Origin of the sequence: Chitinimonas sp. JJ19 (assembly GCF_036961565.1) — a bacterium.
Lineage (GTDB): Bacteria > Pseudomonadota > Gammaproteobacteria > Burkholderiales > Chitinimonadaceae > Chitinimonas.
This window is the reverse complement of record NZ_JBAMDD010000001.1, coordinates 458,307-477,040: the sequence shown is the minus strand read 5'-3', so window position 1 is coordinate 477,040 and position 18,734 is coordinate 458,307. Positions and strand designations below refer to the sequence as shown.

22 protein-coding genes are annotated in these 18,734 nt (G+C 61.2%); 10 read left to right on the top strand and 12 right to left on the bottom strand.

Annotation, left to right across the window (positions count from 1 at the left end):
• Positions 1–38: 38 nt before the first annotated feature.
• Genes V7714_RS02110 through V7714_RS02100 form a run of 3 tightly spaced genes read left to right on the top strand, consistent with a single transcriptional unit; the run spans position 39 to position 1,832 of the window.
• On the top strand, positions 39–596 hold the full coding sequence (locus V7714_RS02110; RefSeq protein WP_335387634.1) for a cysteine hydrolase family protein: 558 nt from the start codon (positions 39–41) through the stop codon (positions 594–596).
• A 15-nt stretch (positions 597–611) separates the two neighbouring features.
• A complete protein-coding gene (locus tag V7714_RS02105) occupies positions 612–845 on the top strand; it encodes a DUF1272 domain-containing protein (protein WP_335387631.1) in 234 nt (77 codons plus the stop codon).
• Positions 846–854: 9 nt separating this feature from the next.
• The gene (locus tag V7714_RS02100) at positions 855–1,832 is read left to right on the top strand and encodes a GlxA family transcriptional regulator (RefSeq protein ID WP_335387628.1); all 978 of its coding nucleotides are present in this window, start codon (positions 855–857) and stop codon (positions 1,830–1,832) included.
• Here the strand turns inward: V7714_RS02100 and V7714_RS02095 are convergent.
• Genes V7714_RS02095 through pcaC form a run of 4 tightly spaced genes read right to left on the bottom strand, consistent with a single transcriptional unit; the run spans position 1,829 to position 4,610 of the window.
• Entirely contained in the window at positions 1,829–2,719 is an 891-nt protein-coding gene (locus V7714_RS02095; protein WP_335387625.1) for a DMT family transporter, read from the bottom strand. The two genes, V7714_RS02100 and V7714_RS02095, sit on opposite strands and share 4 nt — an antisense overlap.
• Positions 2,712–3,605, bottom strand: a complete 894-nt coding sequence (locus V7714_RS02090; RefSeq protein ID WP_335387622.1) for a methylated-DNA--[protein]-cysteine S-methyltransferase — start codon at positions 3,603–3,605, stop codon at positions 2,712–2,714. The genes V7714_RS02095 and V7714_RS02090 overlap by 8 nt, the downstream gene beginning before the upstream one ends.
• A 50-nt stretch (positions 3,606–3,655) precedes the next feature.
• The gene (locus V7714_RS02085; RefSeq protein WP_335387619.1) at positions 3,656–4,240 is read right to left on the bottom strand and encodes an adenylate/guanylate cyclase domain-containing protein; all 585 of its coding nucleotides are present in this window, start codon (positions 4,238–4,240) and stop codon (positions 3,656–3,658) included.
• Complete coding sequence (gene pcaC / locus V7714_RS02080) at positions 4,233–4,610, bottom strand: 4-carboxymuconolactone decarboxylase (RefSeq protein WP_335387616.1); 378 nt, start codon at positions 4,608–4,610, stop codon at positions 4,233–4,235. The genes V7714_RS02085 and pcaC overlap by 8 nt, the downstream gene beginning before the upstream one ends.
• Before the next feature lie 70 nt (positions 4,611–4,680).
• Here pcaC and V7714_RS02075 point away from each other — a divergent pair, with 70 nt between their 5' ends.
• Positions 4,681–5,937, top strand: a complete 1,257-nt coding sequence (locus V7714_RS02075) for a mechanosensitive ion channel family protein (RefSeq protein ID WP_335387614.1) — start codon at positions 4,681–4,683, stop codon at positions 5,935–5,937.
• A 102-nt stretch (positions 5,938–6,039) separates the two neighbouring features.
• Positions 6,040–6,774, top strand: a complete 735-nt coding sequence (locus V7714_RS02070; RefSeq protein ID WP_335387612.1) for a substrate-binding periplasmic protein — start codon at positions 6,040–6,042, stop codon at positions 6,772–6,774.
• Positions 6,775–6,899: 125 nt separating this feature from the next.
• Here the strand turns inward: V7714_RS02070 and V7714_RS02065 are convergent, their stop codons facing one another.
• Complete coding sequence (locus tag V7714_RS02065) at positions 6,900–7,370, bottom strand: Lrp/AsnC ligand binding domain-containing protein (protein ID WP_284196458.1); 471 nt, start codon at positions 7,368–7,370, stop codon at positions 6,900–6,902.
• 143 nt (positions 7,371–7,513) lie between these two features.
• Between V7714_RS02065 and V7714_RS02060 the strand changes: the two genes are divergently transcribed.
• Positions 7,514–8,818: a D-amino acid dehydrogenase gene (locus V7714_RS02060; RefSeq protein WP_335387609.1), complete on the top strand. Its 1,305-nt coding sequence runs from the start codon at positions 7,514–7,516 to the stop codon at positions 8,816–8,818.
• Positions 8,819–8,927: 109 nt separating this feature from the next.
• Complete coding sequence (alr, locus tag V7714_RS02055) at positions 8,928–9,995, top strand: alanine racemase (protein ID WP_335387607.1); 1,068 nt, start codon at positions 8,928–8,930, stop codon at positions 9,993–9,995.
• Positions 9,996–10,028: 33 nt separating this feature from the next.
• Here the strand turns inward: alr and V7714_RS02050 are convergent, their stop codons facing one another.
• Positions 10,029–10,700, bottom strand: a complete 672-nt coding sequence (locus tag V7714_RS02050; RefSeq protein WP_335387754.1) for a glutathione S-transferase — start codon at positions 10,698–10,700, stop codon at positions 10,029–10,031.
• 155 nt (positions 10,701–10,855) lie between these two features.
• Positions 10,856–11,764: a LysR substrate-binding domain-containing protein gene (locus V7714_RS02045; RefSeq protein ID WP_335387606.1), complete on the bottom strand. Its 909-nt coding sequence runs from the start codon at positions 11,762–11,764 to the stop codon at positions 10,856–10,858.
• A 123-nt stretch (positions 11,765–11,887) separates the two neighbouring features.
• Between V7714_RS02045 and V7714_RS02040 the strand changes: the two genes are divergently transcribed.
• Together V7714_RS02040 and V7714_RS02035 are read left to right on the top strand one after the other, a co-directional pair.
• Complete coding sequence (locus V7714_RS02040) at positions 11,888–12,502, top strand: FMN-dependent NADH-azoreductase (RefSeq protein WP_335387605.1); 615 nt, start codon at positions 11,888–11,890, stop codon at positions 12,500–12,502.
• A 234-nt stretch (positions 12,503–12,736) separates the two neighbouring features.
• The gene (locus V7714_RS02035; protein ID WP_335387604.1) at positions 12,737–13,855 is read left to right on the top strand and encodes an ABC transporter substrate-binding protein; all 1,119 of its coding nucleotides are present in this window, start codon (positions 12,737–12,739) and stop codon (positions 13,853–13,855) included.
• Between the two features lie 88 nt (positions 13,856–13,943).
• Here the strand turns inward: V7714_RS02035 and V7714_RS02030 are convergent, their stop codons facing one another.
• Both V7714_RS02030 and V7714_RS02025 read right to left on the bottom strand, forming a co-directional pair.
• A complete protein-coding gene (locus V7714_RS02030; protein WP_335387602.1) occupies positions 13,944–14,600 on the bottom strand; it encodes a CoA transferase subunit B in 657 nt (218 codons plus the stop codon).
• A gap of 10 nt (positions 14,601–14,610) precedes the next feature.
• The gene (locus V7714_RS02025) at positions 14,611–15,312 is read right to left on the bottom strand and encodes a CoA transferase subunit A (protein WP_284196466.1); all 702 of its coding nucleotides are present in this window, start codon (positions 15,310–15,312) and stop codon (positions 14,611–14,613) included.
• Between the two features lie 263 nt (positions 15,313–15,575).
• Here V7714_RS02025 and aroC point away from each other — a divergent pair, with 263 nt between their 5' ends.
• Positions 15,576–16,676 (top strand): chorismate synthase, encoded by a 1,101-nt coding sequence (gene aroC / locus V7714_RS02020; protein ID WP_335387600.1) that lies wholly within the window; start codon positions 15,576–15,578, stop codon positions 16,674–16,676.
• A 167-nt stretch (positions 16,677–16,843) separates the two neighbouring features.
• Here aroC and V7714_RS02015 read toward each other — a convergent pair whose 3' ends face one another.
• The 3 genes from V7714_RS02015 to V7714_RS02005 all read right to left on the bottom strand — a co-directional run bounded on the left by V7714_RS02015 (position 16,844) and on the right by V7714_RS02005 (position 18,734).
• Positions 16,844–17,116: a hypothetical protein gene (locus V7714_RS02015; protein WP_284196468.1), complete on the bottom strand. Its 273-nt coding sequence runs from the start codon at positions 17,114–17,116 to the stop codon at positions 16,844–16,846.
• 443 nt (positions 17,117–17,559) lie between these two features.
• Positions 17,560–18,030: a DUF7931 domain-containing protein gene (locus tag V7714_RS02010; RefSeq protein ID WP_335387599.1), complete on the bottom strand. Its 471-nt coding sequence runs from the start codon at positions 18,028–18,030 to the stop codon at positions 17,560–17,562.
• A gap of 23 nt (positions 18,031–18,053) precedes the next feature.
• Positions 18,054–18,734, bottom strand: a complete 681-nt coding sequence (locus V7714_RS02005; protein WP_335387598.1) for a sulfite exporter TauE/SafE family protein — start codon at positions 18,732–18,734, stop codon at positions 18,054–18,056.

The following is an 18,734-nucleotide window of genomic DNA, read 5'->3' as shown; positions in this document are numbered from 1 at the left end:
CATAAAGTAGCGACATCCCAACCCGCTGGAGTCCTGATATGTCCGCCGCCCTGCTAGTCATCGATGTGCAAGAATCGTTCCGCCATACCACCTACTGGCAAGCTGACGACCTGGATGCGTATCTACGCCAACAGAACAAACTGATCGCCGGCTGCCGCGAAGCCGGCCTGCCCATCGTCCGGGTGTTTCATGTCGATATCGACGGCAATCCCGCCTTCGCTCGGGATTCCGGCCATATCACGCCACTGGCAGGCAGTGATACGCAGGCGGATCACACTGTCATCAAGCATGTACACAGTGCCATGATTGGTACCAACCTCGACGCCTGGCTCAAGGCGCAGGGCATACACCACCTGATCATCTCCGGCATACGCACCGAGCAATGCTGCGAAACCACCACGCGCAACGCCGCCGACATGGGCTACACCGTAGATTACGTGACCGAAGCGACAATGACCTTCCCCATGCGCCATGCCCATGGCCGCATCTATAGTCCGACCGAGATCAAGGAGCGCACCGAACTGGTATTGGCAGGCCGCTTTGCCACCGTGCGCAGTGTTGACGATGTGCTGTCTCAGTTGCCGCTGACAGCGTGAGCGAAGGATCACCCCATGCTTGCCCTGCGCCCCGGCTGTGAATGCTGCGACAAGGATCTGCCACCCGACAGCCCTGACGCGTTTATCTGTTCCTTTGAATGCACTTTTTGCCGCGACTGCGTGCAGGCAAGGCTGGCTGGTGTCTGCCCCAACTGTGGCGGAGAATTGGCGCAACGTCCGCGCCGACCAGCTGACAAACTGATCAAGTATCCCGCCAGCACGGAACGCATCCATAAACCACGTGACTAGCATGAGCAGATGACCCAGCTCCCCACCATCCCGGTTCATTTCATCCTGCTGCCCGGCTTTCTGCTGTTGGACTTCGCCGGACCAGCGGAAGCGCTACGCATTGCCAATCAACATGGTGGTCGGTTCGAGCTGCACTATTGCGGGCCTGAGGCCATGCCGCAAAGCTCGCTGGGGATGGCGCTCGATGGTATAGCACCGCTGCCCGGCCAGTTACCTGCCCAGGGCTGGGTCATCATCCCCGGCCTGGCAGGTGCCATGGCAGCACAATCGGCCGCTGCAGCCCGGCACACCGTGGCCTGGCTGCAGCAGCTATGTCCTGCCGGGCACCCCTGGCCACACGGCCAACTGATCACCATCTGTTCAGCGGCCCTGCTGGCAGGCGCCGCCGGCCTGCTGGACCACCGTCGCTGTACCACCCACCATACCCTGGTGGAGAAATTACAGCAGATCGCGCCAAACGCCCGCGTGGAGAATGACCGGGTGTTTGTGTTGGATGGCGAAATCGCCAGCTCGGCCGGCATCACTACCGGCATAGATCTGGCACTGGAGCTGATCGCACGGCAATGTGGCCCGCAACTGGCGCTGGCAGTGGCCCGCGAGATGGTCGTCTGGCTACGACGCGACAGCGCCACGCCGCAGCACTCGCCGTTCCTGGCATACCGCAACCACCTGCATCCAGCCGTCCACCGTGTGCAAGACGCCATCAGCGCCGAACCCGCCAGGCCCTGGCCGCTGGAGGCCATGGCCAACGTCGCCTGCGTCAGCCCGCGCCACCTGGCACGGCTGTTCCGGCAACATGCCGGCGTCAGCCCGCTCGATTATTACCAGCAGATACAGCTTGCTCAGATCGAACCCCTGTTGACGCTGCGTGACTGGTCGCTGGAGCGTATCGCCGAAGCCGGCGGCTTTGGCTCGGCCCGTGATCTGCGGCGGGTATGGCAAAAACAGCGGACTACCCCACTGCGGCGCCCCGTCGAGGCGCACTAGTCCGTCTTTGCCGACGCCAGCCAGCGCGGCGACCACAGGCCCAGTGCCAGCGCAATGCCCAGCAGGATGATGCCGCCGCCCGCCACCATAGCTGGCGTCAGTGTTTCGCCCAGGAATACCCCGCCCCAGACAATGGCAAACAGCGGAATCAGAAAGGTCACTGCAATCGCCTTGCCCGGCCCCACCTGGGCAATTAGGCGGAAGAACAACAGATAAGCCCATGCCGTGCAGACTACCGCCAAGGCGATGGCAGCAAGCCAGGCATTCAGGCTGATGGGGTGGGCAGGCCATAGCGGTACAGCCAGGGGCAAGAGCATCAAGGTCGCAGCAAGCTGGCTACCGGTGGCCACCACCAGGGGTGAGGCCATGGCCAGCTTTTGCTTGGTGTAGTTGGCGGCTATCCCATAGGCGACGGGCGCCAGCATAGCCGCCAGCACCGCCCAACCATCACCGCCAGGCTTGAAGCTGATCTTGCCCCAGACCAGCACCACTACACCCAAAAAACCCAATGCCAGGCCCAGCACCTTGCCACGTGGCAGTTGGGTCGCCAGCCACAGCCACGCCACCACCGCACCCCACAAAGGGGTAGTCGCATTGAGCACCGCAGTAAACCCTGCCGAAAGCGAGAGCGCCGCCCAGGCAAACAGGCTGAAGGGCAAGGCGGAATTGAGCAATCCCACTACGGCCAAGGGGCGCCAGTGCGTTAACAGAGCGCGCACCTCGCCGCGCCAGCATACCAGGGGCAGCAGGCATAGCGTGGCCAGCCCCACACGAACCAGCACCAGCACCAAGGGCCCAAACTCAGGTGCCGCCACCCGCATGAACAGGAAGGACGCACCCCAGAGTGCGGCCAGCAATATCAGTTCAACCAGTTCCCGCCTACCCATGCACCACCTCGACGCCGGCCAGGTCCTGCCGATGTTGCAGCTCCAGGCCGATGAGGGCACGCTTGCGGGTTTCACCCCAGTGATAGCCACCCAGGCCACCGTCGCCCCGTATGACCCTGTGGCAGGGTATCAGCAAGGCAATGGGATTGGCCCCCACCGCGCTGCCCACGGCCCTGGCCGCCCCAGGCTGGTCTATACGCCGCGCCAGCTCGCCATAGGTGGTCAACCTCCCCTCGGGTACCTGAAGCAGCGCCTGCCAGACCTTGAGCTGAAACTGCGTACCTTTGACAAAAAGATGCACAGGCTCCAGGCGCTGAAAACCGCCAAACACCCGCTCAGCCAGCAACTGCATCATCTGGTCATCGCGCTGCAGGCGTGCCGCCGGCCAATCGCGTTGCAGCTCAGCCCATGCCTGCGCATGGCCATCATCTACAAAGGCCAGCTTGACCACCCCATGCGGCCCCTGCGCCAGCAGGGCCATACCAAATGGCGTCACTGCCAACCCCCAGGTCAACACCCAGCCCGCGCCACCCAGTTTGATCTCACCGGGTGTCGCGGCCTGAAAACTCAGCATCAGATCATGCAAACGCCCGGGGCCGGAGAGCCCCGCCGACAGGCTGGCACCCATCACATCCTCACCCGCCAGCAACGCCGCCCTGGCCTTTTCGCCGGTCAGATGCTGCAGGAAACGCTTGGGGCTAAGACCCGCCCAGCGTGCAAACAGGCGCTGCAGATGCGATTCGGACAAGCCCACATGGCGGGCCAGCTCTGCCAGCTCGGGTTGCTCGTCGGCATGGGTGCGCAGCCAGTCCAAGGCGGCAGCCACCGTCACATAGGCCTCGGCGCGGGCAGGCAGATCATCGTGGGAGTAGGTAGCGGTATCCATGGCGGCATCTTAGGCGGGGGAACCCTCACCCGCCCACCCGATTCCTGCTGTTAGCCCAGCAGGCGATACACCGGCCGGCTACCGAACAAATGCCCATGGTCGGCGTAGGCCGCCTCGGGCTGAGCCAGCCGGAAGCTGTCCGTCGCCAGTATCTCGCCCCCTTTGGCCATTTCCTCGCCCAGCTTGGAAGCCGCATTGACCTCCGCCCCCCAGACTTCCCTGTCATCAATCAGCAACACCGAGCCGTAGCCCAGGCCTATGCAAACCTCTATCCGCTCCTCGGCCACCCGTCCGGCATTGGCAGCCGTGCAGGCGGCCTGCAGAGCAAGGGCACAATGCAGTGCATCTGCTGCCTGCTCAAACAGCACCAGCAGCGAATCCCCCTCGCGCTTCAGGCACACCCCCTGATGCTGCTGCAGCAAAGGCAGGAACAAGGCCTCAGACTCCTGTATCACCTGCAGGAAGTGGACGATGCCGAACGCCTCCACCATGCGCGAGAACCCCACCAGATCGGTGAACATCACTGCCCGCTGGCAACCAAAGCGCTGAAAAATGGCCTGCTCTATCGCCGCCTTATCGGCGCCCTCCTGGCGTCGCTGTGCCAGCATGCTGCTGAGTTCGTCGGCATCAGTCACCTGCTACCTCCCGCACCACCTCACTCGCCGCACGCATGGCATCCACACATAGCGGCACGCCCGCATAGATGGCCGAATGCAACAGCACTTCACGTATTTCCTCGACCGTGGCGCCATTATTGAGCGCCCCCCGTACATGGCCTTTCAGCTCCTGGCTACGCCCAAGTGCAGCCAGCATGGCCAAGGTGATAAAGCTGCGTGTCTTGCGATCCAGTCCCCCGCGATTCCATACCGTACCCCAGGCATGCTCGGTCACAAACTCCTGCAATGGCAGGGTAAAGGCATCCGCATCGGCAAAGGCCTTATCGACAAAAGCATCACCCATTACCTCGCGCCTCACCTTCAGGCCACGGTCAAACTGCTCACTCATTGGATCTCCCGATTTGTCGGTAACGGAAAGGCTTCCCATAATAGCGCCAGCCCTCCCAACATCGAAGCCCATGCGCGCCCTACTCCTGCTTGTCCTCAGCCCCCTCGCCCTGGCGTTTGATACCGGCCTCCACCCAGTCTGGCTCAGCACCGTCTACACCGCGCTGACCTTGTTTGGTGCCGTCATCCTGGGTGTCATCCTCAACCGGCTATGGCGCAGGCTGCAAGCCTGGATAGTGAAACGCAGCCGGCTCCGCGCCAGGCAACTGGAACAGCGTACCCACCGGGTACTCAAGGCCAAGCCACTGCTGCGGCTGGAAGTCTTCCTGCTGCGTTTCTGCAAGCTCCTGCTGTGGCTGAGCCTGTTCTACCTGACGCTGGAACTGACACTCAGCTATTTCGAAGCCACCCGCCCCTTGGCGGGCAAGTTGCTGGGCTGGATGCTCGATCCGCTCAAGGCAGCGGGCCAGGCACTGGCCGAGCAGCTGCCCAAGCTGCTGTTCCTGCTGGTGCTGATCATCGTCACACGCTACCTGTTGCGCGTCATCCGCTATGTGTTCCTGGAGATAGAACGTGGACGCCTGCGCATTGAGGGGTTCTATCCAGACTGGGCCGATCCCAGCCGCAAGATCGCCAGCTTCCTGCTGATCGTCTTTGCCCTGATGGTGGCCTACCCCTATATACCGGGCTCCAGCTCTGACGCCTTCAAGGGGGTATCGCTGTTTCTGGGTGTCCTGTTTTCCTTGGGCTCCACCGGTGCCATCTCCAATATCGTGGCCGGCGTCATCCTCACCTATATGCGTGCCTACCGCGCTGGCGATCTGGTACGCATAGGCGAGGTGCAAGGCGTGGTCGTCAGCCACTCCCTCCTGGTCACCAAGCTCTACACCATACGGAACCAGGAAATCACCCTGCCCAATTCCGTGATACTGCAAGGCCATGTCACCAATCTCTCATCCGGTGGCGCAGATCGCGGTGCACTGGTGAGCACAACCGTGACGGTCGGCTATGACACACCCTGGCGACAGGTGCATGCCATCTTGCTGGAGGCCGCAGCGCAAACACCCGAGGTTCTGCAGAACCCCGCCCCCTTTGTGCTGCAGACCGAGCTGCAGGATTTTTATGTGCGCTATGAATTGAACGTCTATACCAATAAACCAGAGCGTCTGCCGTTTGTACTGTCAGCCCTGAATGCCAACGTGCAGGATAGTTTCAATCGCCATGGGGTACAGATCATGTCGCCTCATTACTTTGACCGGGCACGCCAGCCTGTGCTGACACCGCCCGAGCAGTGGTACACCGAGCCCGCCAAGCCGCCGCGCCGCTAAGTTGCCGCAGCAGCCAAGCAGGGACAGCATCGCCAACCCCCATTGCAAGGGCTGAGGCTTCGCCGGTGGATTTTTGAACTCGTTTAAATATATTAAATAACCATGAAGCTACGACAACTTGCCCTCCTGCTGATCCTGCTCTCGTCCGCCCATGCCAAGGAAGTCACCATGGCCTTCGGCGAGAAGATCCCACCCTTCTGCTTTCCCCAGACCAACTCAGGCATAGAGCTGGAGGTCATCGGCGAAGCACTGGCCTATCGCGGCCATGTACTCAAGCCGGTCTACTTCCCTTTTGCCCGCATTCCGGTGGCCTTCAAGAACCGTGAAGTCAACGCCGCCATGACCGATCTGGGCGAAGACCTGAGTCCCTACGGCGCAAAGTATGGTGATCCGGCAGTCATCTACGACAACGTGTTGATTACGCTCAAGTCACGCAATCTATATCTACGCCAGCCCAGCGACCTCAAGGGGCTGTCGGTCATTTCCTTCCAGGGCGCCATCAATCGCTATCCCGACTGGCTCAATCCAGTCAAGCAGGACGGCAATTACTACGAACAGAACGACCAGAAAGTCCAGGTACTGACCCTGGACAAAGGGCGCTACGATGTTGTGCTGAGTGACCGTAGCATCTTCCGCTACTTCACTTTGCAGATGAAGAAGACCGAAGGCTTTCTGCCCAAGCCCGTACAGGAGCACCGTTTCACCACGGTCAACCCACAGGACTACCGTCCTGTATTCCGCGATGCCGGGGTACGTGACGATTTCAACGCCGGGCTCAAACAGTTGAAGGAAAGCGGCCGCTTCCAGGCCATCTATGACAAATACTTGAAGGAATAGCATTAGCGCCGCCAACAAAACCCAGCGTAGCGGCTCTGGCTAGGTGCGCGCAGCAGACAGTGTGGGTACGGCAAGCTCGCACAACAACGCCCAGCGCAGCCTTCCCACCCAGGCTGAGCGACGCCCTAGCTGGGCAACACAGGCAGCACCAAGGTCTCCTTGACCTCTTCCATCACCACATAGCTGCGTGATTCCACCGCGCCGGGCAGATTGAGCAAAATATCGCCCAGCAGGGTACGGTATTGCGACATATCCGAAATACGTGCCTTGACCAGATAATCGAAGTCGCCCGATACCAGGTGGCACTCCACGATATTGGGCAGCTTCATCACCTCGCGCCGAAACTGGTCGAAGATCTCGGCGGATTTGGCCGCCAGCCGCAACTCCACGAATACCAGCTGGGCGCAGGCCACCGCGCGTGGGTTGACCCGGGCGTAATAGCCTTCGATCACGCCGTCGCGCTCCAGCCGCTTCACGCGCTCCGACGTAGGCGTGGTGGACAATCCCACCTTCTCAGCCAGCTCCGTCAGCGCCATACGCCCATCCTGCTGCAGCAGGGTCAATATCTTGCGGTCCACACGGTCCAGCTCACGCATAAGGGCAAATCCAGATTTATTCCTGTCTACATCATATCAAACCCGATTTTTTCCTGTTACATACCCATAACTTGGCGGCACTTTTTGGTATTTGATCAATACACTGCGCGAATTCTCTTCTTGCATATTCAGACAGGTAAACCATGAAGGTGATCGTACTCGGTGGTGGTGTGATTGGCGTGTCCACGGCCTACTATCTGGCCCGTGCTGGCGCTGATGTCACGGTGCTGGAGCGCCAGTCTGATGTTGCCCTGGAAACCAGCTTTGCCAATGCCGGCCAGATTTCACCCGGTTACTCCACACCCTGGGCCGCCCCTGGTATTCCCACCAAGGCCATCAAATGGCTGTTCCAACGGCATGCCCCCCTGGCTGTGCGGCCAGACGGCAGCCTGTTCCAGCTGCAGTGGATGGCCCAGATGCTGGCCAACTGCAACGACGCCGCCTATGCCGTGAACAAGGAACGCATGATGCGCCTGTCCGAGTACAGCCGCGACTGCCTGCGTAGCCTGCGTCAGGAGATAGGCCTGCAGTACGAAGCACGTACCGGCGGCACCCTGCAGCTGTTCCGTAGCCAGAAACAGCTTGATGGCGCCGCCCGCGATATCCCGGTGCTGGAAGCCTGCAACGTGCCGTTCGAACTGCTGGACGAAGCTGGCTGCGCGCGCGCCGAACCCGCCCTGGCCAAGGTGCCCGGCCGTGTTGTCGGCGGTCTGCGCCTGCCCAACGACGAAACCGGCGACTGTCAGCGCTTCACCACCGAACTGGCTCGCCACGCACAGCAGTTGGGCGTGAAGTTCCGCTTCAATACTGAGATCGACACACTGGAAGTCGAACGTGGCCGCATCGCGGCCGTAAGCCTGGCTGATGGTGAGCGCCTGGTGGCTGACCACTATGTGGTGGCCATGGGCAGCTTCAGCCGCCAGTTGGTCAAGCATCTGGGCTTGAATCTGCCGGTCTACCCCACCAAGGGCTATTCGCTCACGGTGCCCATCACCCATCCTGATGGCGCACCCGTCTCCACCGTGCTGGACGAAACCTACAAGATTGCCATCACCCGCTTTGATGACCGCATCCGCGTCGGCGGCATGGCAGAGCTGGGTGGTTACGATCTGAGCCTGAACCCACGCCGTCGCGAAACGCTGGAGATGGTCGTCACCGACCTCTTCCCCGAAGGTGGTGACGTCAAGGCCGCCAGCTTCTGGACCGGCCTGCGCCCCATGACGCCAGATGGCACCCCCATCGTGGGTCGTACTCCCTACGCCAACCTGTCGCTCAACACCGGTCACGGCACCCTGGGTTGGACCATGGCCTGCGGCTCAGGCAAATTGCTGGCCGATATCGTTATCGGTCAACGCCCCGAAATCAGCACCGATGGCCTGGCCCTAGACCGCTACGGTCGCCGCGCGGTAGCCAGCCACCTGCATGGCCTACAACCCGCCACCGCCTAGTCGCGCCGTCCCCCAACGCACAGCACTGCCTGCCGCCCCTGTCGCTGTACCGGGCCGGCAGGCAGTCTTTGCGCCATAATTCCCTACGCTGTCCACACGCCCCCCCACCATGAGCCGCCCGCTAACCGCCACCATCACGCTTTCCGCCCTGCGCCACAACTACCAGTTGGCCAAACGCCTGCATGGCGGTCGAGTACTCGCCATCGTCAAGGCCAATGCCTACGGCCATGGCGCCGTGCGTTGCGCACAGGCGCTGGAAGACATGGCCGATGGCTTTGGCGTGGCGGCGATTGAAGAGGCGCTGCAACTGCGTGAGGCCGGCATCAAGAAGCCCATACTGCTGCTGGAAGGCTGGTTCGAGGCCAGCGAGTTGGCACTGATAGACCAGTATGATCTCTGGACTGCCCTGCATAGCGAGGCACAGATCGCCGATATCGAAGCCGCCAAGCTGAGCCGGCCGCTCACCATCTGGGCCAAGATCGATACCGGCATGCACCGCCTGGGCTTACAGCCTGCCTCCTTCAAGGCAGCCTATGAGCGTCTGCAGGCCAGCGGCAAGGTCGGCAAGGTCATCGCCATGACCCATTTTGCCCGCGCCGACGAGCTGGATGTAGAAGCCACCTCGCAAGCCGCCAAGCTCTTTCAGGCGGCCATCGATGGACTGGGGCTGGAGACCAGCCTCTGCAACTCCGGCGCCATCCTCGGCTGGCCCACCACCCATGGCGACTGGGGCCGTGCGGGCATCATGCTGTATGGCGGTGCCGGCACCGATCGCGTGCTGCCCGACTGGCCACAGCCCGTCATGGCGCTGGATAGCCAGCTGATTGCCATACGCGAGTTGAGCCGCGGTGAAGCCATCGGCTACGGTGCCCGTTTTGTAACCGAGCAAGCCACGCGCATGGGTGTGGTGGCCTGCGGCTATGCCGATGGCTACCCCCGCATCGTTCCCACAGGCACCCCCGTGCTGATCAACGGCCGCCGCAGCCGCATCCTGGGCAGGGTCTCGATGGATATGCTGGTAGTGGATCTGAGCGAGCATCCCGACGCGGCTGTTGGCACCGCTGTCCGCCTTTGGGGCGAAGGCCTGCCAGCCAGCGAGATAGCCGCAGCGGCCGGTACCATAGACTATGAACTGTTCTGCAACGTCAAGCGCGCCCGCCTGATCTATCAGGAATAAGCGATACCGGCAGGGGCAGCCACCCCCGCCGCCTCAGCCCAATAAGGCATATTCGCCGCCCCGCTCCAGTGCCCGCTGGTAGGCCGGACGTGCATGGATACGCTGCAGAAAATCCATCAGCCTGGGCCGGCTTTGATCGAGGCCAGCACGCGCTGCTGCCGCTTCCAGCGGAAAACTCATCTGTATGTCAGCCGCACTGAATACCTCGCCAGCAAACCAATCCGCCTGGGCCAGCTCAGCCTCCAGGTAATCCAGGTGCTGGGCGATCTGCGGCAGCACATAGCTTTGCTTGACCTTGCTGGCGATGGCACGCGCGATGGGCTTGACGAAGAAAGGCATGGGACCGCTCTCTACCCGATCAAACACCAGCTTCAGCAACAAAGGCGTCATGGCCGATCCCTCGGCATAGTGCAGCCAATAGGTATAACGCAGGCGTGCAGGCGTACCCGCTGGCGGCACCAGGCGGCCACCGCCGTATTTGTCTACCAGATACTCGATGATGGCGCCAGACTCGGCCAGCACCAGTTCGCCATCGCTGATTACGGGCGATTTGCCCAGCGGATGGACCTCGCGTAACGCAGGGGGCGCCAGCATGGTCTTGGGGTCGCGCTCATAGCGCTTGATCTCATACGGTAAGCCCAACTCCTCCAGCAGCCAGAGCAGGCGTTGCGAACGTGAATTATTCAAGTGATGCACGACTAGCATGGGCATTTTTTTCCGGTAAGTGGCAGTGCAAGGCGGGGTCTGGCGCCGCTAACAATACCCTGCTGGCGGGGCGGTGGGAACATACTGCCCAATGCAGGGGATTGCATATCGACGTCCGTCACCAGACATCAATGGCCCAAGCTCATAGCGGACTCCTACACCAGGCGCTCCGCATCACGGCCGAATACCTCTACGAGAAAGTCGATAAACACCCTGACAGCAGGCAGCAGCCCTCGGCGGTGAGGGTAGACCGCCTGCAGGAAGCCGCCTGGTATTTCCCAGTCAGGCAGCACCTGCACCAGTTCGCCGCTGGCAAGCTCTGCCGTGCAATAAGGGTGGGGTAGCGTACCCACCCCCAGCCCGCGCAGGGTTGCGGCTTTGCGCAGCTCGAAATCCTCTACGCTCAGCCTGGGCTCAAATGCCAGTTCCTTGACCAAGCCAGCGGCGCCCTCCAGCCGCAAGCGTACCCGTCTGTCTGCCTCCACCGCCCCCAGGATAGGTACACCATACAGGTCTTCCGGCACCGTGATCGCATGCTGCTGCAACAAGCTGGGCGATGCCACCAGGATGGCGGCGGCCGGCCGCAGCCGCCGCGATATCAGCGACGGGTCTTCATCGTCCGGCGAGCGTACCCGCAGCGCCACATCCAGCCCCTCCTCCACCAGGTCTACCCGCCTATTGGTCAATACCAGCTCCAGCATGACCTCGGGATAGGCAGCCAAAAAATCCACCACGATGGCAGAAAGATCCGACTGTGCCAGCGCGACCGGGCAAGACACCCGCAACCGACCACGGGGGATGGCGCTCACAGCAGCCACCACTTCATCGGCTGCCTCAGCCTCCACCAGCATGGCCTGGCAGTGCCGGTAGTAACGCTCCCCCACCTCGGTCAAGGCCAGCTTGCGGGTGGTTCGCTGCAGCAACCGGACTGCCAGCCGCGTTTCCAACTCGGCAATCCGACGGGACAGGCGCGACTTGGGTATCCCCAGCAACCTGCCCGCCGCCGCAAAGCCGCCGGCCTCCACCACCTTGGCAAAGTAATGCAGGTCATTCAGGTCTTGCATAGCACTGTCCTATCAGTGAGACGATGTGTCATATTCTAGCTATCTAGTCCGAAATTAGCGTCATCCATAATATGTAATCCAAGACAGCCGCCACCGTGACGGCCACATTGATTGGAGATAGCCATGAAACTGTTGCATCTGGATTCCAGCGTCCTCGGCGATGTATCCGCCTCCCGCCAACTGAGCCGCGAAGTCGTTAACGCTTGGCAGGCCAGCCAAGCGGGCATCGAGATCAGCTACCGCGATCTGGCGGCCGATAATATGCAGCAACTCAGCGGCGGCACCCTGGCGGCCAGCGGCACACCGGCCGAGCTGCGCGATGCAGCGCAGCAGTTCGAGGCCGCCTTGTCCGAGAACATACTCAACGAATTCCTGGCGGCCGACGCATTGGTCATAGGCGCCCCCATGTATAACTTCGCCATACCCAGCCAGCTCAAGGCCTGGATAGACCGGGTGGTAGTGGCAGGCAAGACCTTCCGCTATGGCGCAAATGGCCCGGAAGGACTGGCAGGCGACAAGCGGGTCATCATCATCTCGACTGCAGGCGGCATGCATGCCGGCCAGGCCACAGCTGCCGCGCATGAGGACTACCTCAAATTCGTACTGGGATTTGTCGGCATCCGCAACGTCACCGTCATCCACGCCCATGGCCTGAGCATGGGCCCGGACGCCCGCGAGGCCGCGTTCAAGCACGCCCGCAGCCAGATTGCAGGGCAGTTCGAGGCCATTGCCGCCTAACAACCCTCCTATCGGTCACCCCACCAACCCCTGTCGCCAGACAGGGGTTTTGGCCGTCCAGCTACCAGGAAAGGCTTTGGTGGGCCGCCTTTGTCGCCTAAAGTGACAGATATGGAGCATTCGCTCGAAAAGCCGTGACCATTTCAGTGCATTTCAATAAAATTACTAACTCAAGCGCTTGATCGAATTCATGAAATCGATTCCGAGACAAGGCTAACCTGGAGACTTCCCCGCATGCGCACCACCCTACGTCATTTACTCCCTCTTATCGCGGCCCTGCTACTGGTGCCCGGCAAGGCCGAGACCGTCACGGTCGGCCACGTCGGCCCTGTTTCCAGCCTGCTCAGGGAGCTGGCGGTCAGCGCGGAAGACACCCTCAATGCCTATTTCCAGGAGGTCAACGCCAAGGGTGGCGTCAATGGCATCAAGGTCAAGATGGCCTATGGCGACGATGCCTTCAATCCGCAGAAGCATGCCGACGAAACCCGCCGCATCATCAAGGAAACCAGCCCGATCGCCATGTTGGGCGCTGGCGGTTCTGCCGGCCCGCTGGAGTTGCTCAGGCAAAATATCCTGTCCGACGCCAAGATACCCTTGATTGCACCGATATCGGGCGCCCCTGCCCTGCGCAACAACCCCTGGATGTATCATCTGCGCGCCAGCTGGGTAGAAGAAATGAACAAGCTGGGACAGCAGATGGCCTCGCTGGGCCACCAGCGCATAGGAGTGTTCTACCAGAATGATCCGGACGGCAAGTTCGGCCTGTTCGCCTCCCGCCAGGAAGCCAAGAAGAGCAATCTGGAAGTCGTTGCCACGGGCAGCTACGAGAAGAACAGCATGAATGTCGAGGCAGCGGTCAAGACCATCCTCGAGCAGAACCCTACCGCCGTATTGATGCTGGGCACCGATGACGCCTGCGGCGCCTTTCTCAAAGCCTACCGCAAGGCCGGTGGCACAGCGCAGATGTACACCGTCTCGGTGGTAGGCGCCAAAGAACTGATCGCCTCGGCCGGGGTGGATGCCGCCCGTGGCACCGGCATCAGCCAGGTCATGCCCTTCATCTATACCGATTCATCCCAGTTGGTGAAGGACTACCGGGCCTTCGTCAAACGCAACAAGCTCAAGCTCGGCTATATCGAGTTCGAGTATTACATCGCCGCACGGGTGCTGACCGAAGGCCTGAAGAAGATAGACAAGGGCAATATCACTGGCGAGGGCCTGATGACAGCCATAGACTCACTGGGCACGCTCAACATGGGGGGCTTCCGCCTCACCTTCGGGCCTAACCAGCGCGTAGCCTCCAAATTTGTCGAAGTCACCGTCATTGGCCCCACCGGCGAGCTGATACGCTGAGCATCGTTCAAACACCGGCAGCACTGCATGTCACCCCAACAACAAAGCCACCTCACGGTGGCTTTGTTGTTGGCTGCGGGGGGTGGGCTTACACCCGCATCTCCGGCACATGCGCAGGCACTATCATGGTGCCGGCCGTCTTGGCCTGGATTTCCTCGACGCTGACACCCGGCGCGCGCTCCAGTAGATGGAAGCTGCCATCACGTATCTCAACCACGGCAAGGTCGGTCACCACCTTGCGTATGCAACTCACACCCGTCAACGGCAGGGTACAGGCAGGCAACAGCTTGGAGTTGCCGGCCTTGTCGGTGTGCTGCATGGTCACCACGATATTCTGTGCGCCTGCCACCAGATCCATGGCGCCGCCCATGCCCTTCACCAGCTTGCCTGGCACCATCCAGCTGGCGATGCTGCCATTGACATCCACTTCAAAGGCACCCAGCACGGTCAGGTCCACATGGCCGCCACGTATCATGGCAAAGCTCTCGGCCGAGCTGAAAAAGGCTGCGCCAGCGATGGTGGTCACCGTTTGCTTACCGGCATTGATCAGGTCGGCATCCACCTCATCCTCGGTAGGAAACGGCCCCATGCCCAGCAGGCCGTTTTCCGACTGCAGCATGACCTGCATGCCCTCGGGGATGTAGTTGGCCACCAGTGTGGGTATGCCTATGCCCAGGTTGACGTAATAGCCATCACGTAGCTCCTGCGCCACGCGCATGGCGATCTGTTCGCGGGATAGTGCCATCTGTCTCTCCTCAGCCCTTGCGCACGGTGCGTTGTTCTATGCGCTTCTCAAAAGCGCCCTTGATCACCCGGTGCACATAGATGCCCGGCGTGTGTATCTGCTCTGGGTCCAGGCTGCCGGCCGGTACGATCTCTTCCACTTCGGCCACGGTGATCCGCCCCGCCGTTGCCATCATGGGGTTGAAGTTCATGGCAGTCTTGCGGAACACTAGGTTGCCGTACTCATCAGCCTTCCAGGCACGTACCAGGGCAAAGTCAGCAGTCAGCGAACGCTCCTGCACATACTGGCGGCCATCAAACTCCGCCGTGGGCTTGCCTTCAGCCACCTTGGTGCCATAACCGGTAGCCGTATAGAAAGCCGGTATCCCGGCGCCACCCGCCCGTATTTTTTCAGCCAGCGTGCCTTGCGGGGTCAGGATCACCTCCATCTCGCCCGACAGCAGCAATTGCTCGAACAGGGCATTCTCACCCACATAAGAAGCAATCATGGTCTTGATCTGGCGCTTCTCCAGCCATAGGCCCAGGCCAAAGCCGTCTACCCCGGCATTATTGGAAATCACCGTCAGGCCCTTGTGACCAGACTCATAGACCGTGCGTATCAGGCCTTCAGGTATGCCGCAAAGGCCAAAGCCGCCCACCATGACGGTCATACCGTCCTGGAAGCCGGCCAGCGCATTTTCATAGCTGTGTACGACTTTGTTGAACCCGGACATGGGTGTTGTCTCCTGGTATTAGGAAGGCGAGTCAGGCCCGCCATTGTAAGGCGTTGCAGCAATCAGCCGACTGCAGCAGGCTCCAGTGGATGCAATACAGGGCCGGCGCAATTGACGTTAACGTCAACTGCTGATTCTAGCACGAGGCGCGGCCACTGCGCTGGGCATCAGCCCCGCTGTGATAGACTGCCAGCTATCTGGTTCAACCCGGCCTCCCAGCGAGGCCGTTTGCTGGCCCCCGCACGACGCAAGAGGATGCATCCATGTCTGGTAGTACGCTCGGCCTGCTGTTTACTGTTACCTCCTTTGGCGAGAGCCATGGGCCAGCCATAGGTTGCATTGTTGATGGCTGCCCACCGGGCCTCGCCATTACCGAAGCGGATATCCAGCTGGAACTGGACCGGCGCAAGCCCGGCACCAGCCGCCACGTTACCCAGCGCAAGGAGCCCGATACGGTAGAGATACTGTCTGGCACCTTCGAGGGCCTGACCACCGGCCACCCCATCGCCCTGCTGATACGCAACACCGATCAGCGCAGCCAGGATTACGGCAAGATCGTTGAGACCTTCCGCCCTGGTCATGCCGACTACACCTATTGGCACAAGTACGGCATCCGCGATCACCGGGGCGGTGGCCGCAGTTCGGCCCGCGAAACTGCCGTACGGGTTGCGGCAGGCGCCATCGCCAAGAAATGGCTGCAGCAGCATTTCGGCATCGTCATCCGCGGCTATATGAGCCAGCTGGGTGAAATCGCCATCCCCTTCAAGGGCTGGCAGCACATCAGCGAGAACGCCTTCTTCGCCCCCAATGATGAGGTCGTGCCGCAGCTCGAAAACTATATGGATCAGATCAGGGCGGAGCGCGACTCCATCGGCGCCCGTATCGACGTCGTGGCCGAGAATGTCCCCGTAGGCTGGGGCGAGCCGGTTTACGACAGGCTGGATGCCGATATTGCCCACGCCATGATGAGCATCAACGCCGTCAAAGGCGTGGAAATTGGCGATGGCTTCGGTGTGGTTGCCCAGCGTGGCAGCGTGCATGGCGACGAACTGACCCCCAAGGGCTTTGCCAGCAACCATGCCGGCGGTGTGCTGGGTGGCATCTCCACCGGGCAGGACATCCGCGTCAGCATGGCCATCAAGCCTACTTCCAGCATCCCGCAGGAGCGTGCCTCCATCGACAAGCAGGGCGAGCCCGTCATGATGCAGACCACCGGGCGGCATGATCCCTGCGTGGGCATACGTGCCACCCCCATTGCCGAGGCCATGCTGGCCCTGGTACTGATGGATCACGCCCTGCGCCACCGCGCACAGAATGCCGATGTACACGTCAGTACGCCGCGCATACCGGGACATATCGGGTAATCTGCGGCAGGAAGGCCGTATTGCAGCTGCCATGGCGATGCTGTGGCAGTAAAAACTGCAAAAAGGACGCCCAGGCGTCCTTTCTTATTGCCCCGCCCCCGATCGGAAAGACGACAGGGGAACGCGACGGGCAATGAAAAAGCCGACCCGGAGGTCGGCTTTCTTCGCTAGCAAAAGCTAACCGAGCAATTACTGCTTCGGAGCTTCGGCAGGAGCGGCAGCGGGAGCAGCAGCAGCGTCAGCAGCAGGAGCGGCAGCAGCGTCAGCAGCAGGAGCGGCGGCAGCGTCAGCAGCAGGAGCGGCAGCAGCGTCAGCAGCAGGAGCGGCTTCAGCAGGAGCAGCAGCAGGAGCGGCTTCAGCAGCAGGAGCGGCTTCAGCAGCAGGAGCTTCAGCAGGCTTTTCGCCGCAAGCAGCCAGACCCAGGGCGAACAGAGCAGCAACGAGCAGATTCTTGATCATGGTTTTTTACCTTTAGTAGTGTGAGTTCAACACGAGTTTAAGCACAATCGATCGTTGATCGAGGGCTTTGAAAAACCTTTGACGTATCAAAAGCGACCGACCGGAAAATTCTAGCAGCTTTTAAGGAAAAAACTAGGGGTAATTTGCATTGCAACATGCAGTATTTGCATGCGCTTATCGAGCCCGGCAGCACAAGTTCCCCCTCTCGCGCCAACACGTTAATAATGCCACCCTATCGGCCGCCACAATACAGGCTGCGGCACACGCCACCGCCGCAAGCACAATCGCGGTAAATCAGTAATCTACCGGGGGTTTCAGGCACGGCTTGCAAGCCTGCCAAGGCGGGGTGACCGCTTCGAGGCCGCCTGCCTAGAACCCCTTGCACAGACCCACCTATCCACCAACCCCTGTACCTGCCCACCACTCAGATATACAGCCTACGTCCGCTGGCAGCCGGCTGCGCTCTTGGCCACATGCTGTCGAACTGCTGCTGGCATAAGATACGGCTACGAGCATCATCGCTGGCTACCCCCCTGAGCGCATCAGGGTGAAAGCGCCGCACCACCATCTGATCGGTCAGCAGGAATTGCTCGCCCGGCAAACGGTCGCACTCGTCCGCCACCCGCAGCTCCATGACGTGGCCGTAGGTCGTCATCAAGGCGGCCACACCGGCACCATGTCGCCAGAACCAGTCATCCTCGAACACCAGCAAACGCACCCTGGCCAGGGCAGAGCCAGCCAGCATCTGGCGCAAGCCTTCTGCCCTATCGGCCAGCTCCAGCCCCACCTCGGCCATGGTCATATCAAACCAGTCCACCCGGCGTGTCGCGCCTGCCAAGGCAAGGCCTAGCTGCTGCTGATAGTCACCCAGTGTCTCGAATCGTATATCGCTCATTGCCCCACCCTCCTCTTCATGGCTCAGCGAGCCATCAGCCACATCCCCAGCGCCACCAGGCCATAGGCCACCAGGCCGCCGCCGGCCAGCCGGCGTACCCACACCTTGTCCCGCAGGCGCTGCAGCCGGCCTGCAGCCGCACCCATCAATAGCAGGTTAGGCAAGGTACCCAGGCCAAACGCCAGTAAGATGGCCCCACCCCGCACACTGCTACCGCTGGCCAGGGCGCCAGTAGCTGCGGTATAGACCAAACCGCACGGCAGCCAGCCCCATAGGCCGCCAGCCAGCAGGGCAGCCCCTGTAGAGCGCAAAGGCAGCAATGCTGCAAATCGGGGCTGCAAGCGTTGCCACAAAGGGCCGCCCAGACGCTCCAGCCGTAACAGCCAGCCAGACCAGCCAGCCAGATAGCAGCCCAGCAGCACAATCAATAGCAAGGAGGCCAGGTAAAGCCCCGTCTGCAGCAGGGCCGCGCGTGGCAGCCACGCCACCACCCCTGACACACCACCCAGCAGACCACCTATCAAGGTATAGCTGAGCAGGCGCCCCAGGTTGGCTGCCAGCAGCATTAGCGCCTGTTGCTTACCGGCAAGGTTCAAGCCCAATGCAGTTGTCAATCCGCCACACATGCCCAGGCAATGTATGCCGCCCACAAAGCCTGCCAGCCACCAGGCCGCCAGCGTCAGATAGAAAGTCTGTTCAAACAT

Excerpts from the sequence above, each read along its gene's own strand:
- V7714_RS02110 (WP_335387634.1), top strand. The coding sequence starts at position 39 with ATGTCCGCCGCCCTGCTAGTCATCGATGTGCAAGAATCGTTCCGCCAT.
- V7714_RS02105 (WP_335387631.1), top strand. The coding sequence starts at position 612 with ATGCTTGCCCTGCGCCCCGGCTGTGAATGCTGCGACAAGGATCTGCCA.
- V7714_RS02100 (WP_335387628.1), top strand. The coding sequence starts at position 855 with ATGACCCAGCTCCCCACCATCCCGGTTCATTTCATCCTGCTGCCCGGC.
- V7714_RS02095 (WP_335387625.1), bottom strand. The coding sequence starts at position 2,719 with ATGGGTAGGCGGGAACTGGTTGAACTGATATTGCTGGCCGCACTCTGG.
- V7714_RS02090 (WP_335387622.1), bottom strand. The coding sequence starts at position 3,605 with ATGGATACCGCTACCTACTCCCACGATGATCTGCCTGCCCGCGCCGAG.
- pcaC (WP_335387616.1), bottom strand. The coding sequence starts at position 4,610 with ATGAGTGAGCAGTTTGACCGTGGCCTGAAGGTGAGGCGCGAGGTAATG.
- V7714_RS02075 (WP_335387614.1), top strand. The coding sequence starts at position 4,681 with ATGCGCGCCCTACTCCTGCTTGTCCTCAGCCCCCTCGCCCTGGCGTTT.
- V7714_RS02070 (WP_335387612.1), top strand. The coding sequence starts at position 6,040 with ATGAAGCTACGACAACTTGCCCTCCTGCTGATCCTGCTCTCGTCCGCC.
- V7714_RS02065 (WP_284196458.1), bottom strand. The coding sequence starts at position 7,370 with ATGCGTGAGCTGGACCGTGTGGACCGCAAGATATTGACCCTGCTGCAG.
- V7714_RS02060 (WP_335387609.1), top strand. The coding sequence starts at position 7,514 with ATGAAGGTGATCGTACTCGGTGGTGGTGTGATTGGCGTGTCCACGGCC.
- alr (WP_335387607.1), top strand. The coding sequence starts at position 8,928 with ATGAGCCGCCCGCTAACCGCCACCATCACGCTTTCCGCCCTGCGCCAC.
- V7714_RS02050 (WP_335387754.1), bottom strand. The coding sequence starts at position 10,700 with ATGCTAGTCGTGCATCACTTGAATAATTCACGTTCGCAACGCCTGCTC.
- V7714_RS02045 (WP_335387606.1), bottom strand. The coding sequence starts at position 11,764 with ATGCAAGACCTGAATGACCTGCATTACTTTGCCAAGGTGGTGGAGGCC.
- V7714_RS02040 (WP_335387605.1), top strand. The coding sequence starts at position 11,888 with ATGAAACTGTTGCATCTGGATTCCAGCGTCCTCGGCGATGTATCCGCC.
- V7714_RS02035 (WP_335387604.1), top strand. The coding sequence starts at position 12,737 with ATGCGCACCACCCTACGTCATTTACTCCCTCTTATCGCGGCCCTGCTA.
- V7714_RS02030 (WP_335387602.1), bottom strand. The coding sequence starts at position 14,600 with ATGGCACTATCCCGCGAACAGATCGCCATGCGCGTGGCGCAGGAGCTA.
- V7714_RS02025 (WP_284196466.1), bottom strand. The coding sequence starts at position 15,312 with ATGTCCGGGTTCAACAAAGTCGTACACAGCTATGAAAATGCGCTGGCC.
- aroC (WP_335387600.1), top strand. The coding sequence starts at position 15,576 with ATGTCTGGTAGTACGCTCGGCCTGCTGTTTACTGTTACCTCCTTTGGC.
- V7714_RS02010 (WP_335387599.1), bottom strand. The coding sequence starts at position 18,030 with ATGAGCGATATACGATTCGAGACACTGGGTGACTATCAGCAGCAGCTA.
- V7714_RS02005 (WP_335387598.1), bottom strand. The coding sequence starts at position 18,734 with ATGTTTGAACAGACTTTCTATCTGACGCTGGCGGCCTGGTGGCTGGCA.